Source organism: Gelidibacter sp., assembly GCF_035577925.1.
Classification (GTDB): domain Bacteria; phylum Bacteroidota; class Bacteroidia; order Flavobacteriales; family Flavobacteriaceae; genus Gelidibacter.
Genome location: NZ_DATJCY010000334.1, coordinates 1 through 17,196, shown reverse-complemented (window position 1 = coordinate 17,196; position 17,196 = coordinate 1). Strand labels below are relative to the sequence as shown.

General features: G+C 34.6%; 17 protein-coding genes and 1 rRNA gene. 12 read left to right on the top strand and 6 right to left on the bottom strand.

The annotated features are described in order from the left end of the window. From dnaA to VNJ50_RS13015, 3 genes are all read left to right on the top strand, one after another. A partial coding sequence (gene dnaA / locus VNJ50_RS13025) for a chromosomal replication initiator protein DnaA (RefSeq protein WP_325582606.1) occupies window positions 1-937 on the top strand: 937 nt, incomplete at its 5' end. A gap of 139 nt (window positions 938-1,076) precedes the next feature. Then, window positions 1,077-1,532 (top strand): low molecular weight protein-tyrosine-phosphatase, encoded by a 456-nt coding sequence (locus tag VNJ50_RS13020; RefSeq protein ID WP_325582604.1) that lies wholly within the window; start codon window positions 1,077-1,079, stop codon window positions 1,530-1,532. Window positions 1,533-1,723: 191 nt separating this feature from the next. Then, window positions 1,724-2,440, top strand: a complete 717-nt coding sequence (locus VNJ50_RS13015) for an SAM-dependent methyltransferase (protein ID WP_325582602.1) — start codon at window positions 1,724-1,726, stop codon at window positions 2,438-2,440. On the opposite strand, the gene VNJ50_RS13010 is transcribed toward VNJ50_RS13015, so the two are convergent. The 5 genes from VNJ50_RS13010 to dapF all read right to left on the bottom strand — a co-directional run bounded on the left by VNJ50_RS13010 (window position 2,441) and on the right by dapF (window position 6,479). Then, window positions 2,441-3,115: a peptidoglycan-binding protein LysM gene (locus VNJ50_RS13010; protein ID WP_325582600.1), complete on the bottom strand. Its 675-nt coding sequence runs from the start codon at window positions 3,113-3,115 to the stop codon at window positions 2,441-2,443. A 107-nt stretch (window positions 3,116-3,222) separates the two neighbouring features. Continuing rightward, complete coding sequence (locus tag VNJ50_RS13005) at window positions 3,223-4,134, bottom strand: DUF2279 domain-containing protein (protein ID WP_325582598.1); 912 nt, start codon at window positions 4,132-4,134, stop codon at window positions 3,223-3,225. Between the two features lie 3 nt (window positions 4,135-4,137). After that, a complete protein-coding gene (gene mltG / locus VNJ50_RS13000) occupies window positions 4,138-5,181 on the bottom strand; it encodes an endolytic transglycosylase MltG (protein ID WP_325582596.1) in 1,044 nt (347 codons plus the stop codon). Then, window positions 5,182-5,706, bottom strand: a complete 525-nt coding sequence (locus VNJ50_RS12995; protein WP_325582594.1) for a GNAT family N-acetyltransferase — start codon at window positions 5,704-5,706, stop codon at window positions 5,182-5,184. After that, a complete protein-coding gene (gene dapF, locus VNJ50_RS12990) occupies window positions 5,703-6,479 on the bottom strand; it encodes a diaminopimelate epimerase (RefSeq protein WP_325582592.1) in 777 nt (258 codons plus the stop codon). Before dapF ends, VNJ50_RS12995 begins: the two co-directional genes overlap by 4 nt. A gap of 178 nt (window positions 6,480-6,657) precedes the next feature. Here dapF and VNJ50_RS12985 point away from each other — a divergent pair, with 178 nt between their 5' ends. The 9 genes from VNJ50_RS12985 (at window position 6,658) to VNJ50_RS12945 (ending at window position 16,819) form a co-directional block, all read left to right on the top strand. Next, window positions 6,658-8,073 carry a trypsin-like peptidase domain-containing protein gene (locus VNJ50_RS12985; RefSeq protein ID WP_325582591.1) on the top strand — a complete coding sequence of 472 codons (1,416 nt, stop codon included), beginning with the start codon at window positions 6,658-6,660 and terminating at the stop codon, window positions 8,071-8,073. A 184-nt stretch (window positions 8,074-8,257) separates the two neighbouring features. Further along, window positions 8,258-9,706 carry a glyceraldehyde-3-phosphate dehydrogenase gene (locus VNJ50_RS12980; RefSeq protein ID WP_325582590.1) on the top strand — a complete coding sequence of 483 codons (1,449 nt, stop codon included), beginning with the start codon at window positions 8,258-8,260 and terminating at the stop codon, window positions 9,704-9,706. A 141-nt stretch (window positions 9,707-9,847) separates the two neighbouring features. Further along, entirely contained in the window at window positions 9,848-10,465 is a 618-nt protein-coding gene (locus VNJ50_RS12975) for a tRNA (guanine-N1)-methyltransferase (protein ID WP_325582588.1), read from the top strand. Window positions 10,466-10,593: 128 nt separating this feature from the next. Beyond that, window positions 10,594-11,271: a tRNA (guanosine(37)-N1)-methyltransferase TrmD gene (trmD, locus tag VNJ50_RS12970; protein ID WP_325582587.1), complete on the top strand. Its 678-nt coding sequence runs from the start codon at window positions 10,594-10,596 to the stop codon at window positions 11,269-11,271. 308 nt (window positions 11,272-11,579) lie between these two features. After that, a complete protein-coding gene (gene rplS, locus VNJ50_RS12965) occupies window positions 11,580-11,930 on the top strand; it encodes a 50S ribosomal protein L19 (RefSeq protein WP_325582585.1) in 351 nt (116 codons plus the stop codon). Window positions 11,931-12,632: 702 nt separating this feature from the next. Further along, window positions 12,633-13,205 carry a pentapeptide repeat-containing protein gene (locus VNJ50_RS12960; protein ID WP_325582583.1) on the top strand — a complete coding sequence of 191 codons (573 nt, stop codon included), beginning with the start codon at window positions 12,633-12,635 and terminating at the stop codon, window positions 13,203-13,205. 95 nt (window positions 13,206-13,300) lie between these two features. After that, window positions 13,301-15,529 carry an NADP-dependent isocitrate dehydrogenase gene (locus tag VNJ50_RS12955; RefSeq protein WP_325582581.1) on the top strand — a complete coding sequence of 743 codons (2,229 nt, stop codon included), beginning with the start codon at window positions 13,301-13,303 and terminating at the stop codon, window positions 15,527-15,529. Window positions 15,530-15,786: 257 nt separating this feature from the next. Then, entirely contained in the window at window positions 15,787-16,602 is an 816-nt protein-coding gene (gene murQ, locus VNJ50_RS12950; protein WP_325582608.1) for an N-acetylmuramic acid 6-phosphate etherase, read from the top strand. Next, window positions 16,595-16,819, top strand: coding sequence for a DUF6095 family protein (locus VNJ50_RS12945; RefSeq protein ID WP_325582579.1), 225 nt, complete (start codon window positions 16,595-16,597; stop codon window positions 16,817-16,819). Before murQ ends, VNJ50_RS12945 begins: the two co-directional genes overlap by 8 nt. A gap of 286 nt (window positions 16,820-17,105) precedes the next feature. Here VNJ50_RS12945 and rrf read toward each other — a convergent pair. Further along, window positions 17,106-17,196, bottom strand: a 5S ribosomal RNA gene (rrf, locus tag VNJ50_RS15695); the annotation flags it as partial.

Below are 17,196 nucleotides of genomic sequence, written 5' to 3'. Positions count from 1 at the left end.
TGCCAACAAACCCGGAGGCACATCTTTTAATCCGCTGTTAATTTTTGGTGGTGTTGGTCTTGGAAAAACACATTTGGCACATGCTATTGGGATAGACATTAAAGATAAATACCCAGAAAAAACAGTGCTGTATATTTCTGCGGAAAAGTTCACACAGCAATACATAGACTCTGTAAAGAAAAATAATAGAAATGATTTTATCCATTTCTATCAAATTATCGATGTCCTGATTATTGACGATGTTCAATTCCTATCAGGCAAATCTGGAACTCAAGATGTCTTTTTCCACATATTCAATCATTTGCATCAAAATGGAAAGCAAGTTATTTTAACCAGCGACAAAGCTCCGGTTGATATGCAAGATATAGAACAACGGTTGTTATCTCGATTTAAATGGGGGCTTTCTGCCGAACTTCAAAGTCCGGATTTTGAAACCCGCGTTTCTATCCTAAAAAACAAACTCTATCGTGATGGCGTTGAAATGCCCGACGATATTATTGAATATGTGGCCAAGTATATCAAAACGAATGTTAGAGAACTTGAAGGTGCTATTATTTCTTTGATTGCCCAATCCTCTTTCAATAAAAAGGAAATCACGATTAGTCTTGCAAAAGAAATTGTTGAAAAGTTTGTCAAAAACACCAAGCGTGAAGTTTCTATTGAATATATCCAGAAAGTAGTTTCTGATTATTTCCAGATGGATGTGGATACTTTACAATCCAAAACACGAAAAAGGCATATTGTACAAGCAAGACAATTAGCGATGTTCTTTGCAAAAAAATACACCAAGGCTTCATTAGCCAGTATTGGCTCCCAAATTGGAAAACGCGATCATGCAACGGTTCTACATGCTTGTAAAACAGTTGACAACCTTTCTTCTACTGATAAACAGTTCAGAAAATATGTGGAAGATATTTCAAAAAAACTAACGCTTTAAAAATATTTGTCTCCACAGAACTTCTGTGATTTTCAATTTTACTTTAATAATTAACAACTGTTGACTGGTTTTTGTAATATATTAAACAATACAAAAAACGCGCGCACCACAATAAATCAACATTGAATTTTATACAATTATGACAAAAATATTGATGGTTTGTTTGGGAAATATATGCCGATCACCATTAGCACATGGCATACTCGAATCCAAATTACCGTCAGATCATTTTACGGTCGATTCGGCTGGCACTGCGAATTATCATATAGGAAAATTACCCGACCATCGGTCTATTGCTATTGCGAAAGCTAAAGGCATTGACATCACAAATCAAAGATGTCGACAATTTAAACAAGCAGATTTTGATGTTTTTGATATAATTTATGTCATGGATCAATCTAATTATGATAATGTTGTGAAATTGGCCACAGATGAAAACGATCGTTCTAAAGTAAAATTGATTTTAGATAAAGCTTCACAAGCAACATTACGAGAAGTACCGGATCCGTATTGGGGTACCGAGCAAGACTTCGAAGAGGTTTTCAACATTTTGGATGACGTTTGTGAAAAAATTGCTTCAGAATTAATCAAGTAAATGTTTGATTTTTGAACTCAAACAAACAAAGTATTCTGATGGGAATATTTACAATTATCAGAAACAATAAATAAAAAATTCGATTAGCATTGAAAGTAAAACGCACAAACTTGTTTCAACAAATACACCTTAAACTTGGTACAAACAATTGTTTTTAGAGAATAATAATTGCAAAAAAACCATAGAATTTCATGGAAAACAATTTTGGTAAATTATACCTAATTCCCACAGATTTGGGTGAAAATCCAGTATGGGATGTATTGCCTACGTCAATCACTAAAATCATTGATCTTATTGATGATTATATTGTTGAAAATGAAAAAACAGCGCGGCGGTTCATTAAAAAAATGCATCCGGAAAAACTACAATCCTCACTTAATTTAAAGGTTTTAAACAAGTTTACCGAAACTTCGGAAAAGATGAGCTTCTTAGAAGCCTGCAAACAAGGAAAACCAATGGGTTTATTGTCAGAAGCGGGATGCCCAGCAGTTGCTGATCCAGGTTCGGATATCGTCAGTTTAGCACATCAAAATAATATTCAAGTGGTTCCATTGGTTGGACCATCATCTATAATTATGGCACTTATGGGTTCTGGAATGAATGGCCAAAGCTTTGCCTTTAATGGCTATTTACCAATTGATAAACAGGCTCGTAAAACAGAATTAAAACGGTTGGAAAAACTATCCTTCGACCAAAACCAAAGTCAACTTTTTATAGAAACACCTTATCGAAATAATCAAATGCTCGAAGATTTGTGCGCCACTCTACATCCACAAACAAGAGTTTGCGTAGCCTGTGACCTCACTTTATCAACGGAGTATATCAAAACTTATTTAATCAAGGAATGGAAACACGTTAAAGTAGATCTTCACAAACGTCCCGCCATCTTTATCATCCATAAAGACTAACTATAAATTAGCCTTTGCCCATTTGTTGGGTTTAATAAAAGAGGTGTCATATCCTGAAAAGCGTTTCATATATGATGAAATGGAAGTTCCATAAGCATCAGAAAAATTATCACTTCCATAGCTTCTTAAAAACTTCTTTACACTTCCCGGTCCCGCCAGATGTGCGGCGGCAAGTATTCCAGATTCCGTGATCATAACACCATGGATTTCTTTACCTACAAATCGGGAGATATCTTTTCTTAAAATCCATTTATTGCGTTCAGAATTGGCTAAAAATGCTTTTTCCTGCAACTCTGGAGTGTATAAAAAATACTCAGGATTATAAACTCCCAGCAATTTCAGAGTTTCCTCGCCAAATTGGTACTTCCCTAAATACCCTAAATCATTGACGGTAAAATAATTTCCCCTGGATTCTTTAAAAGCAAGTGCTTCTTTAAAACCTAAATAAGATTTTCCCAAATATGGAAAATATTTATTATATTGAGTTTTGCTTTTGACTTCTTCATTGGAATCAGTTGCCAATAATGCAAGATCATTAGAAACCGTGTAATTTAATTCTAACCCGGCCGTAGAAAAATTGGTCATATCTACAGTTGTTTTTGGAAAAAGTGCCACGTATAAAACAGCACAAATTGCAAAGGGAATGACAAAATAATTAGTGATTTTTTTTAACATAACTCCTAATCTTTGTAAAGCCTTTATTTCTTTTAAACAGACTTAAATTTGAGGGTGCAAAATTACAACTTTTTATTAAACCCTTAAAATTAATCGTTTAACGTATCCTAAAAATAGATGCCATGGAATTTTATGTCATTTTTGTCGGTAAACTCCAAAGCCGGAAAAGGCACCTTAAGTACGTTCAAAACATCAAATATGGATCTCAACACTTGTGAATTTGTTTTAATCCTTGATAAATCTACGTCTAAACTCAAATAGAACTGGCGTTTTCCGGTTTTGTTAATAACAGAGTTATTAACAAGCTCATTATAGGTAGAAAACATATCGTCTGCCCCATAACCAACAGCTAAATTCAACCATTTTGGAATATGGTCATTCTTTAAAAAAGAGTGTATATTAAAACTCAGCCAATAGGTCTGGCCATTATAATCTTTTAAAAGCTCTTCTAGAAGTCCGTTGCCCAACTTATCGGGACTTAGCTTGGCGTATTTTGTTTGATGAAAAGAGTATTTTAGCGTGATGCGCTGTTCTTGCCAAAGCAATTCTTGCCCAATATATAGTCCGGTTCCTGCGCCATTGGCCATCATATCACCCCATGAAAAACCCCACTCTTTACTAAAACCATCTAAAACTTCCACAGCTGTCAAGAACGTAAATCCCAAAGTAGCACCATAAAGCAACTGCTCTTTTTTACTGGCACCACTCCAATTTAATGTGTTGGCACCAATCCTTCCCAATTGGTAGGATGAAAACACATGGCCCATTTTATCCATTTGAAGCCATTCGTTGTTATCATTGAAGGTATGAAATTTGGAGCGTTCAAAATCGGCATACCACATTTGGTTAAGTGCCAATAAAGTCAAACCGCCTATGGCCGCTTCAGAAATATAAACGGTAGTTCTTCTGGATGTATTTAAACTGTCACTTGGTGTAAGAAAACTATCTAATTTGGATTGCGAAAAGGAATTTGAAATGATTGAAAGTATCAAAAATAAAATAAATTTTATTTTCAACATATCTTATCTCTTGACGCCTTGCTGATTAATCCATTTTACATATTCTTGCCTATTAACATTGTGCTGGGACAACGTCTTTGCAAATTTATGATAGCCGAAATTTTTGACATCGGCCACAAAATAAAAATAATCGTGATGTTCATAATTTAAAACAGCATCGATGGAACTGATGTCGGGCATGGCAATCAATGCTGGTGGCAATCCTACATATTTATAGGTATTGTAAGGAGAATCCAATTCCAAATCTTTATAAAGAACCCGTTTAATCACTTGATCAAAATTTCCCGAACTGTGTTTAATGGCATAAATAACCGTTGGATCGGCCTGCAATGGCATTCCAATTTTCAAACGGTTCATATAAACGCCTGCCACTCTTTTTCGTTCATCTACTTTGGCAGTTTCTTTTTGTACGATAGATGCCATCGTGATCACTTTTTGAGGAGTTAAATCGATAGCTTTTGCTTTCGCCAAGCGATCGTCATTCCAAAATCTATCGTATTCTTTTAACATACGCTCTCTAAACTGTTCGGCAGAAGTATTCCAGAAAAACTCATACGTATTAGGAATATACATTCCCAGCGCGGAATTTGGCGTAAAATCATTCGCTTTTAAAAATTCAGGAGAAGACATGACTGCATACAATTCCAAACTATCTGCTTCAATCTGCATGGATACTCGTCCTGCCAAACGTTCTAAAGATTCTTGATTGTTAAAAGAAAGCTTAATGGGAATATTAGTGCTTCTTATGGAATTGACAATATCATTATTGTTCATTCCTTTTTTGATGGCAAATTTACCCGCTTTGATATTTGTGGTGTATTTTTTTCGTTCTGCAAGAGCGTCAAACTTTTTTAAATCCTTTAATAATGGCGCCAATTCTTCCCTGACCTCTTGATAGGTGGCATTGGTTGGAATATAAACATAAGCAACATCATTGTTGAATGCTGTATTTGGGACAAACATGGTTTGATAAATAGTGTAGGCAAAAATGGCGGCAACAACTAAACCAATGAGTACAATGGCAAGGAGAATCTTTTTTATATACATTTAATTATGGATGAGTTGGAATAAACATTCGTTTTTATAACTATTATTATTGTAAATCCAGTCTTTCTTAACTCCTACTTTTTCAAATCCGAGAGTTTCAAACAACTTTATACTGGATGGATTATCTTCAGCAATATTACAATAAAGTTGATGCAAGTTAAGATGCGAAAAACTATAATCAATTAACAACTGAAGTGCTTCGCTACCATAACCTTGTTGTCTATCTGCAGGCTCATAAACCAAAATGCCTACTCCAGCACGACGATTTTTAAAATCAAAATCAAAAAGGTCAATTAATCCCATAGCGTTATGCTCATAATCTGAGATGACTAAGCGCAATTGTTTAGCTTCAAAAATATCTTGATGGGCATTTTCCAAATATTGTTTTAAAATATATTGGGAATAAGGTGCTTGTGTATGGCTCAATTCCCAAAGAGTTTCATCATTTTCAATTTTATAAAGAAAACTCAAATCTTCGGGTTCCAGTGCGCGCAAATAAATTCGCTTTCCTTTTAAAGTCGTCATGATAAATCGCCTTTAAAAACCTGAATTGCCGGGCCTATCAACCAGATATTTTTATAGCCTTCTCCATCATTTTCAAAAGATACTTGAAGTTCTCCACCTTCGACCAGTAAAGTAATTTGGTTTTTATCAGTTTCTCCAACATGGTTCATGGCCAAGGCAACTGCGGTTACACCGGTACCGCAGGACAAGGTTTCATCTTCAACACCACGTTCATAAGTTCTGACAGAAAAAATAGAATCGGAAACTTTGGATACGAAATTGACATTGCTTCCGCTTGCATTATATGGCTCACCATATCTTATTTTGGCACCAACTTCCTTAACATTAAGTTCTGGTAAATTAGTTTCCATTTGTACATGATGTGGCGATCCTGTATTTAAATAGATATGTGAATCATGTTTTTCCAATAACGCTACGTCTTGCATTTGAAGCTTTACCAAATCTCCTTCAATCACTGCATGGTGTAAACCATCAATAGCCTCAAAACTGGTTTTATCTTCTATAATTCCCAAAAACTTGGCAAAAGCAACAATACATCGGCCGCCGTTTCCACACATTGAACTCTCGTTACCATCGGCGTTAAAATAAACCATTTTAAAATCCAACGTATCATGATTTTCTAACAATATTAATCCGTCTGCTCCTATTCCAAAGCGCCTATTGCACAAAAAACCAATATGTTTGGCATCTTTTTTATCAAACAAAAGTTGCCGATTATCAATCATTACAAAGTCGTTTCCCGTACCTTGATATTTATAAAATGTCTGTTTCATAGATGTGGCAAATATAAGAAAACTTGAAGTCTTTTTATGTTGTTAATCACACGTTAAAGTTGACGTTAAAAATCGTTAAAAGGATAATTTTAGTTCAATAAAAAGTTAATTTTAAACGTTAAAAAATAGCGTTTTCAATGCAACAATTTCAAAACTAATTAATTAAACGATATTTATAATGAAAAAGATTTTATCCCTAGTTTTAGTTTCAGCATTAGGTGGAATCATAACACTTTCTGCTTACCTTTTATTTATTGAAAAAAATGAAAACCAAATTACAAACTCTACGATTACGACCTCTAGCGTACCTTATTTTAATACCAGCAATACTCCCGTAACCAATTATGGCACTTTAAATGCTCCAGATTTTACTGATGTGGCAACCAATGCCGTCCATACCGTTGTTCACGTAAAAAACACAACGATAAGTAGAACACCAATGACTTTGCAAGATTTGTTTTTGGGCAGAAGTTCTGAACGTGCTCAAATAGGAACCGGAAGTGGTGTTATTATTTCACCTGATGGTTATATTATTACAAATAACCACGTTATTAATGGTTCGCAACAACTTTCTATCACCTTAAATGATAACCGCGTTTATGATGCTGAACTTATTGGTACCGATGAAAAAACAGATATCGCATTATTGAAAATTAATGCGGAAAATGAATTGCCGTTTGCAACTTTCGGAAACTCTGATCAGGCTAAAGTTGGCGAATGGGTTCTGGCCGTTGGAAATCCATTTAACTTAAACTCTACCGTTACTGCTGGAATTATTAGTGCAAAATCAAGGGATTTATCGGGCATCAATGAACAATCGTTTATCCAAACTGACGCTGCTGTCAATTCGGGTAATTCAGGTGGTGCATTGGTCAACACCCGTGGTGAATTGATTGGTATCAATACGGCCATAACTTCAAAAACTGGTTCGTATATTGGCTATTCATTTGCTGTACCAAGTAATATTGCCAGAAAAGTTGTTGAAGATATTATGGAGTTTGGCAATGTACAAAACGGTATTTTGGGCGTTAGAGGCGGTGAATTAAACAGTATCTCTGCCGAAAAATTTGAAGTCAATACCACTCAAGGATTTTACGTGAGTGATGTTGAAGAAAATTCGGGTGCAGAAAAAGCAGGCGTAAAGCAAGGCGATATTATAAAAAGAATTGATAATATAACCATTTCAAAATTTTCTGACCTAAGCGGATACTTGAGCACAAAACGGCCAGAAGACGTTGTCAACTTGACCTTATTAAGAAATGGTTCTGAAAAAACAATTCCCGTTACTTTATCCAAGAGTGAAATAGCAACTATTGATTTCCTAGATATGCAGTTGAGAAATATTCCGAACGATATCAAAAAAAACAATAATATAGACCATGGCGTGGTTGTTATCAAAAATGAAAATTATGCACTTTATAAAAACTTGGGCATTAATAGAGGATATATTATTACCGAAATAAATGGCCAGCACATTAAAACAGTAGATGATATAATGAAATTAAAACAGCAACTTGGTAATGATGATAAAAAATTAAGAAAGATGTCAGTAATTAATAGTTCTGGACAAAAAGAGAGTTATATTTTTAGATAATCTATTAGGTAATTTTTCATTAATACTAACCCTTTGAAAGCGTAGTTTTTTAAAGGGTTTTTTATTTGTGTAAAAATTTACGAAAACGTTTGAAATATATTACTTTTGCAGTCCGAAATACCGGAAATAAACACAACATCAACACGTTTGCCTAAAAAGCAGACCTATTAAAATCTAAACCACAATGAGTTTGAACGGAACTTATGAAAGCGAATTGGCTTTTCAAGCAGATCGCAGAAAAGCAACAGTTGAATTTGTTAAAATTATCAGTGATCTTTGGTATGACAAATCCATTGAACTTGTACTTTTCAGAAATCAATTAATTGACAAGAATGTCAGTGAAATCTTAAATTTACATGAATATGCAGGTGAATTTGTACAAAAACCGATTTCAATTTTTGATTCGGTAGAAATTGCGCAAGCGATAAAAACCTTAGATGTCCCACCGGCAAAATTGGACATTGGAAAATTAACCTATGAATTCCAATTTGAAGATCAAAAACACGCCAATGCCACAGCCTTTGTTGCCGACAAACTTAAAGGCGCAAGAAAAAGCGAAATCATAAACCCTAAAGACGTTGTTCTTTATGGTTTTGGAAGAATCGGTAGATTGTTGGCCAGAGAATTAATGACCAAAACAGGAAAAGGGAATCAACTGCGTTTGCGAGCTATAGTAACACGTGGAAAAATTGACCAAGTTGTTTTAGAAAAAAGAGCGTCGTTACTCCGAAATGATTCTGTGCATGGCGATTTTTCTGGAACGGTAGTTGCCGATATTGAAAACAGCGCATTAATTATAAATGGTACAACGGTTAATGTGATTTCTGCCGACGCTCCAGAAGATATTGATTATACTGCATACGGCATTAATGATGCTTTGGTCATAGACAATACTGGCGCGTTCAGAGATGCTGATGCTTTGGCCAGACATCTCAAATCCAAAGGTGTTAGCAAAGTATTATTGACTGCTCCTGGCAAAGGTGTCCCAAACATTGTGCATGGTGTCAATCATTTGGAATATAATCCTGATACTGTTGATATTTTCTCAGCCGCTTCCTGCACAACTAATGCTATTACCCCAGTATTAAAAGCTATCCAAGATACATTTGGAATTAAGCATGGCCATTTAGAAACCATCCATGCCTATACCAACGACCAAAATCTGGTTGATAATTTTCATAACAAATACCGTCGTGGCCGTGCGGCAGCGTTAAATATGGTCATTACCGAAACCGGTGCCGGAAGCGCCGTAGCAAAAGCACTTCCGTCATTGGAAGGAAAATTGACCTCAAATGCCATTCGTGTACCTGTTCCAAATGGATCTTTGGCCATCCTAAATTTAGAATTGGAAAATCCAACATCAGTAGAAGGCGTTAACAGCATCATGAAGAAATATGCATTGGAAGGCCATCTTGTTGAACAAATAAAGTATGAATTGAGCGATGAGTTGGTGTCGAGCGATATTGTAGGATGCTCTGCTCCTGCTATTTATGACAGCAAAGCTACCATTGTAAGACAAGACGGCAAAAACGTTGTTTTATATGTTTGGTATGACAACGAGTATGGGTATAGCCATCAAGTCATCCGATTGGCCAAATATGTATCTAAAGTAAGACGTTTTACATATTATTAGAATTTAAAACATCTAAAACGAAACTTCGATCGTATATTGAATAGCCTCTACAAAGAGGCTATTTCTTTTAAATATATTAGCATACTTTTACATATTTTTTTATCTTGTTCCAAATTTAATCACGTCAGAAAAACGAAACCAATGCACGCTTTAAAAACACTAACATTTTCTTTACTATCCTGCTTATTTTTTATCGCTGTCAATGCCCAACAAAAAAAAACAAACGATGACGATAAACTATCGTTAAACGAGGGAACCATTGATAGCCAGTTTGAATATGTCATTCAGAAATCAAATAATTATCAAGATTATAAAGTCATTAAAAAGACTTGGCTTTACACCTTAAAAGCCCATACGATGGACACGCTAAAGGCCATCCAAAAAAATCTTGTCGATACACAGTCTATTGTCGATAATCAAGCTACTCAAATTGATACTTTAAAACGCAACCTTTCTGAAACCAAATTAATTTTGGCCGAAACCAATGAAGAAAAAGATAATATGGCACTTTTTGGTTTGCAAATGAGCAAAACCAATTATAATGTTTTGATGTGGAGCATTATTGGAGTACTTTTCGCTTTCTTGTTATTGTTCATTTATAAATTCAGAAACAGTAATGCGATCACCAAAATGGCCAAAAAATCGCTATTGGAAACCGAACAAGAGTTTGATGAACACCGACGTACGGCACTTGAACGTGAACAAAAAGTAAGACGTCAGCTGCAAGACGAAATTAACAAGCAAAAAACGATAAAATAAAATTCAAAAATCTGCAACCACAATTGCAGATTTTTTTTATTTATAGATAATCTCCAATAATTTTAAGAAGGTTTGACCATATTAACGTGCCAACTTTTTTTCGCATCTTTGCAAATTATACTAAAATCATGCGCATAGATATCATTACAGTTTTGCCAGAATTATTACGAAGTCCTTTTGAGGCTTCGATATTAAAACGAGCTATTGAGGCGAATTTGGTCGAAGTTCACTTTCATAATTTAAGAGACTACACGACCGATCGTTACAAATCTGTTGATGATACGCAATATGGTGGTGGCGCTGGCATGGTAATGATGATTGAGCCGATAGATAAATGTATTTCAAAATTAAAAGCGGAACGACATTATGACGAAGTCATTTATATGACGCCCGACGGAAATACACTCAATCAACAAATGGCCAACACACTTTCATTAAAAGAAAATATTATTATTCTTTGTGGACATTATAAAGGCGTAGATCAACGAGTAAGAGACTTATTAATTACCAAGGAAATCTCTATTGGCGATTATGTACTTTCAGGTGGCGAATTGGGTGCTGCAGTGCTGTGCGATGCAATTATAAGACTTATCCCAGGTGTTTTGGGTGATGAAACTTCGGCATTAACAGATTCATTTCAAGACAATTTATTGGCACCGCCCATCTACACCAAACCACGTGAATATAAAGGATTAAAAGTACCGGAGATCTTATTTTCAGGACATTTTGCCAATATTGAAAAGTGGCGCGAAGATGAAGCGTATAAGCATACACAGAATAGAAGGCCGGATTTATTGGAAGACTAAATTTAGTGATCGGTTTTTAGTTGGCAATCAGTGTTCAGTCTTCAATTTTCGACCTTCCGTCATCGGTATTCAATATTGATATAAGATGAAATGGCATAAGACATAGCATGGTTTTGTGAATTTATCATCATTTTATCATCGGTCATCCGTCTTCAATCATCAATCGTTAATCTATCATTCAACTCAAAAAAACTTTAATTATTAATTGCTAATTATCAATTATTCATTACTTTTGCAACCAATTTCAGATTAACCTCTGGCGATCTGCGTGAATGTTGGTTTGGAAAAATCCTAAAAAAATATAATAAATGAATTCTTTAGTAAAATTTGTACAAGACGAATTTGTAGAAAAAAAAGAAATTCCTCAATTCGGTGCTGGTGATACAATCACAGTGTATTACGAAATTAGAGAGGGCGAAAAAAAACGTACACAGTTTTTTAAAGGTGTAGTACTACAACGTAAAGGTTCTGGTAGTTCAGAAACATTTACGATCCGTAAAATGTCGGGAACAATTGGTGTAGAACGTATCTTCCCAATCAACTTGCCTGCACTTCAAAAAATTGAAGTCAACAAAAAAGGTAAAGTTAGACGTGCACGTATTTTTTACTTTAGAGGTCTTACCGGTAAAAAAGCAAGAATTAAAGAAAGAAGAGGCTAAACTTCTTAACTATACAACAAATCAAGGCTTTGAGTTTTTCAAAGCCTTTTTTTATGAACAATTGTTAATAAGTTCGGTTCACAATAGGTTGATAACTAAAAGCTTAAATTCTGTTGACCATACATATTTTTTTTGTAATTTAGTACAACGATTAACACCATACTCAGGTTGGTTTTCAGTTCTAAACTGAATTTAGTTGAAATCGTTTAGAGATTCGTTCTTTAAAATAATTGTTTTTCGAGATTTTTAAGATATCACCTCCAAACGTGAATAACTAAAAATCATGATACTTTAAAAAGTACAGCATGTTCAAGCAGGCTAAAACTAGTAAGGTTGAAAGTTTCCGAAGATGGCAACAACGAAAGTGAAAACCAAGTGTAGGAAGCAATGTCTTAGGATTTGCAAGTTGCGAAAGCAAATGGCAAAGAAAATTCATCAAGAAAAACAATAACCGAAACAGTGTTGTAACAAGTCAATACATTTTGAAAGTTACCATTGTTTCTTATTGAAATAGTCAATTTTTGATTAAAAAAGACGATTGTAAAATGTGAGTTTTAGTCGGCTGATTTAGCAGAAATGTTAATTAGATTAAAAAACTATTTCAAAGAAAGCCATGTCAAGGTAGGTTAACTACAATGATATGGCTTTTGTATTATATGAAGTTTCCGCTTAACTTTCGGCCTCAAATCTTTATCCAAATTTATGATGTTACCACTTATTGATTCCCAACAATTTCACAATATTGACTATACTGATAATTCTTTTCAAAGAGCAGAATATGACAACTGCACTTTTACCAATTGTAATTTTTCTGATGCAGATCTCTCTTCCGTAATTTTTATAGAATGTGAGTTTGATACCTGTAACTTCAGTAATGCCATTATTAAAAACACTACTTTTAGAGAAGTCAACTTTATAGAGTGTAAATTTATCGGCATGCAATTTCAGGATTGCAACCCTTTTTTATTGTCCTTTAATTTTTCAAACTGCCAGTTACAATTCACATCATTTTATAAATTAAAACTTAAACAAATTAAGTTTGATAAATGTAATCTTATCCAGGTCGATTTTATTGAAACTGACTTAACTAATGCCGTATTTGATGACTGCGTTTTTAATAACACGGTTTTTAGACAATCAATTTTAAAAAACTCTGATTTTAGCACTTCTAACAATTTCATCATTAATCCCGAAATCAACACCATCACAAACGCAAAATTCTCAAAAGAAAATGTCTTGGGATTATTGCATCATTACCAAATAAGCATTAATTAATTGGTGGCTTTACAACTTTATATCCTAATCTCAATTGTGTATATTTGCACTGCCTAATTTCGGGCGCATATTTAAAATTTAAATTTACAGTACTTATGGCAAAAACCTCGACAATTATTTATACAAAAACCGACGAAGCGCCTGCCTTGGCGACGCGTTCTCTATTACCAATCATAAAATCATTTACGGCCTCTTCAAACATTGAAATTACAACTAAAGATATTTCTTTAGCCGCCCGAATCTTAGCCGCATTTCCAGATTTTTTAAAGGAGGAGCAAAAAGTATCTGATGTCTTAGCCGAATTGGGAGAACTTGCTACAAAGCCAGAAGCCAATATTATAAAGCTACCAAACATCAGTGCTTCTGAACCACAACTCAAAGCCGCTATTGCTGAATTACAATCAAAAGGATATGGTATTCCTAATTATCCAGATGATGTACAAACCGATGAAGAAAAAGATATTAAATCGCGCTATGACAAAATAAAAGGAAGTGCCGTAAATCCTGTACTTCGTGAAGGAAATTCAGATAGACGCGCTCCAAAAGCAGTTAAGAATTATGCCAAGAAAAACCCACATTCGATGGGTGAATGGTCTCCTAATTCAAAAACTGAAATCGCTACAATGTCTCAAGGTGATTTTTTCCATACCGAAAAATCGTTAACCTTTTCTAAAGCAGACAAAATCAGCATCAAATGGATTGGAAGCGATGGCAACGAAGAAGTTCTAAAAGACAATTTAAATATCTTAGATAGTGAGATTATCGATGCTTCCGTAATGAGTAAGAAAGCATTGATTTCATTTTTAGAAAATGCCGTTTCTGAGGCGAAAGCAAAAAACTTACTTCTTTCTGTACATTTAAAAGCCACTATGATGAAGATCTCCGATCCTATCATCTTTGGCCATGTCGTTGAAGTGTACTTTAAGGAGGTTTTTAAAAAATACGACAAGGAATTCAAACAAATAGGATACAATGCAAGCAACGGCTTAGCAAATCTTTATGTTGAACTCAAAGAACTAGCGGACGATAAACGCTTGGAGATTGAAAAGGCTATTGAACAAGCAATTGCCAACGGTCCTGCTTTGGCCATGGTAAATTCTGATAGAGGTATTACCAATCTGCATGTACCAAGTGACGTGATCATTGATGCTTCTATGCCAGCAATGATAAGAACATCGGGTAAAATGTGGAATGCACAAGGACAACCCGAAGATACATTGGCAGTTATTCCTGATAGTAGTTATGCTGGTATTTATCAAGCTACCATCGATTTCTGTAAAAAGAACGGTGCCTTTGATCCAACAACCATGGGAACAGTTCCAAATGTTGGTTTAATGGCACAAAAAGCTGAAGAATATGGCTCTCACGACAAAACATTCGAAATAAAACAAGACGGAAAAGTTGTCGTAATCAATTCTGAAGGCAAAACAATTATTGAACATACCGTTGAGGAAGGAGATATTTGGAGAATGTGCCAAGTTAAAGATGCACCTATTCAAGATTGGATAAAACTGGCCGTTAATAGGGCTAAAGCATCACAAACGCCAGCAGTATTTTGGTTAGATAAAAACAGGGCACATGACGCAGAATTGATTAAAAAAGTAAATCAATACCTTCCATCTCATGATACTTCAGGATTAGATATCCGTATTTTGTCTCCAATTGAAGCAACTACTTTTACATTAGAACGTATAAAAAATGGTGAAGACACTATTTCAGTAACAGGAAATGTTTTACGTGACTATCTTACCGATCTTTTCCCGATCTTGGAATTGGGAACTAGTGCGAAGATGTTATCCATTGTTCCATTAATGAATGGTGGAGGCCTATTTGAAACCGGTGCAGGAGGTTCAGCACCTAAACATGTTGAACAATTTATCCAAGAAGACCATTTACGTTGGGATTCATTGGGTGAGTTTTTAGCCTTAGCTGTTTCATTAGAACATTTGGCACAAACTAATGATAATCCCAAAGCTCAAGTACTAGCAGACACTTTAGATGAAGCTACAGGTAAATTATTGGATAATGGCAAATCTCCTTTACGAAAAGCTGGTGAATTAGATAATAGAGGAAGCCATTTCTATCTGGCTCTATATTGGGCAGAAGCATTGGCCAACCAAATTTCAGATGTTGAGTTACAAAAAGAATTTAGGTCACTTTACGACGCCTTAAAATCTAATGAACAAACTATCAATGAAGAATTAATAAAAGTACAAGGTAAACCAGTTACTTTAGATGGTTATTATGAGCCAAATAATGTTTTAGCTGATAAAGCAATGCGGCCAAGTACAACATTTAATACCATTCTGAATAATAAATTATAATTTACCAAACAACTATTTTAGTTGTACGTTAATTAGTTAGAATAAAGTAAAACATTAATATAACGAAGAGCTCCTTTAGTAAGGAGCTCTTCCTTTTTAATAAAAAAACTAATAGTATATAAAATCTTTGAGTCCATGTGTTTTTTTAATAACTTAAGCTTATTCTTGAAGATATACATCAATTTTATTTCCCAATTGAAAACAAAACTACCAAATTACATTAGAATCGAACAATGAAAAATTTGTATTTTTACCAGATGAAGTTTAATAAAACCACGGAACAAGATTCACTCTATAATCATTTGGAAAAAATGAGTGTTTCGGAATTACTTTCTAATATTAATGGAGAAGACAAAACTGTTGCCTTTGCTGTAGAGAAAGCAATGCCACAAATTGAAGCGTTAGTTATTCAAGTCGTTAAAAAACTTAAGTCTGGAGGTCGATTGTTTTATATCGGTGCAGGAATCAGTGGTAGAATGGGTATTTTAGATGCTTCAGAATGTCCACCAACCTTTGGTGTTAGCAAAGAATTGGTAATTGGTTTAATTGCTGGAGGTGATACAGCAATACGGAATGCGGTTGAGTTTGCGGAAGATTCAACACAACAAGGTTGGAATGATTTAGAAACTCATAATATCTCTTCCAATGATGTGGTTATAGGAATAGCCGCATCAGGAACTACACCTTATGTTATCGCTGCATTAAATGAGTGTAATAAAAATAATATAGTAACAGGTTGCATCACTTGTAACCACAATAGTCCTTTGTCACAAACAGCACAATATCCTATAGAAGTTATTGTAGGCCCTGAATTTGTAACTGGAAGCTCAAGAATGAAAGCTGGTACCGCTCAAAAATTAGTCCTCAATATGATTTCAACTGCAACAATGATCCAATTAGGGAAAGTTAAAGGAAACAAAATGGTCGATATGCAATTGAGTAACAATAAATTAGTTGATAGAGGTATCAATATGATTATGACAGAATTGGATGTATCAGAAAATAAAGCTAAATATCTTCTTGACAAATATAAAAGTGTTCGCGGCGCTATAAATAACATTAATCATGAGTAGAGAACATACTGATAGAGAATTATTGATGAAAGGTGTCAAATTAATGGCTCTAGCCTTGCCATTTCTTGCATTATGTCCTTATTTATTAACCTTGTCCTTTCTTAACACAAAAACCTTTATGTTTTATATTTTCTTTGTTTTAGGAATAGTTGTGGGTATCGGTGCTGTATATCTCTGTTTTAAAGGTTTAAACACGGTACTTAAATCTATTTTCTAAAATAAATTCCTTTTACAAAAGACTAACCTAGTCAAACAAGTATAACAGTTTATTATTATTTTACGTCCAGTATATCTTTACCTCATTGCACATTACTGCTCAAAAACATAAGATATAACATTTTTAAAACAGTAACAAGTGACAAGCTTAGTTTTTAATAAGAAATAAACTTTGTAATTGAAGCTTTAGAGTACAATTTTTATTTGTTTGGATAATTAATCTCAGTCGTCATTCAATTTTCCACAAAACAAAAAAGTCCCCAACATTTCTGTTGGGGACTCTCCAAGAAAGGCGATGTCCTACTCTCCCACTGGTGCAGTACCATCGGCGCAAACGGGCTTAACTTCTCTGTTCGGAATGGTAAGAGGTGAGCCCCG

Bases quoted from the DNA above. Each gene is read 5' to 3' on its own strand.
- murQ (WP_325582608.1), top strand. From the start codon at position 15,787: ATGAAGTTTAATAAAACCACGGAACAAGATTCACTCTATAATCATTTG.
- trmD (WP_325582587.1), top strand. From the start codon at position 10,594: ATGCGCATAGATATCATTACAGTTTTGCCAGAATTATTACGAAGTCCT.
- rplS (WP_325582585.1), top strand. From the start codon at position 11,580: ATGAATTCTTTAGTAAAATTTGTACAAGACGAATTTGTAGAAAAAAAA.
- VNJ50_RS12980 (WP_325582590.1), top strand. From the start codon at position 8,258: ATGAGTTTGAACGGAACTTATGAAAGCGAATTGGCTTTTCAAGCAGAT.
- VNJ50_RS12960 (WP_325582583.1), top strand. From the start codon at position 12,633: ATGATGTTACCACTTATTGATTCCCAACAATTTCACAATATTGACTAT.
- VNJ50_RS13010 (WP_325582600.1), bottom strand. From the start codon at position 3,115: ATGTTAAAAAAAATCACTAATTATTTTGTCATTCCCTTTGCAATTTGT.
- VNJ50_RS12975 (WP_325582588.1), top strand. From the start codon at position 9,848: ATGCACGCTTTAAAAACACTAACATTTTCTTTACTATCCTGCTTATTT.
- VNJ50_RS13015 (WP_325582602.1), top strand. From the start codon at position 1,724: ATGGAAAACAATTTTGGTAAATTATACCTAATTCCCACAGATTTGGGT.
- VNJ50_RS12985 (WP_325582591.1), top strand. From the start codon at position 6,658: ATGAAAAAGATTTTATCCCTAGTTTTAGTTTCAGCATTAGGTGGAATC.
- VNJ50_RS12945 (WP_325582579.1), top strand. From the start codon at position 16,595: ATGAGTAGAGAACATACTGATAGAGAATTATTGATGAAAGGTGTCAAA.
- VNJ50_RS12955 (WP_325582581.1), top strand. From the start codon at position 13,301: ATGGCAAAAACCTCGACAATTATTTATACAAAAACCGACGAAGCGCCT.
- VNJ50_RS12995 (WP_325582594.1), bottom strand. From the start codon at position 5,706: ATGACGACTTTAAAAGGAAAGCGAATTTATTTGCGCGCACTGGAACCC.
- VNJ50_RS13020 (WP_325582604.1), top strand. From the start codon at position 1,077: ATGACAAAAATATTGATGGTTTGTTTGGGAAATATATGCCGATCACCA.
- dapF (WP_325582592.1), bottom strand. From the start codon at position 6,479: ATGAAACAGACATTTTATAAATATCAAGGTACGGGAAACGACTTTGTA.
- mltG (WP_325582596.1), bottom strand. From the start codon at position 5,181: ATGTATATAAAAAAGATTCTCCTTGCCATTGTACTCATTGGTTTAGTT.
- VNJ50_RS13005 (WP_325582598.1), bottom strand. From the start codon at position 4,134: ATGTTGAAAATAAAATTTATTTTATTTTTGATACTTTCAATCATTTCA.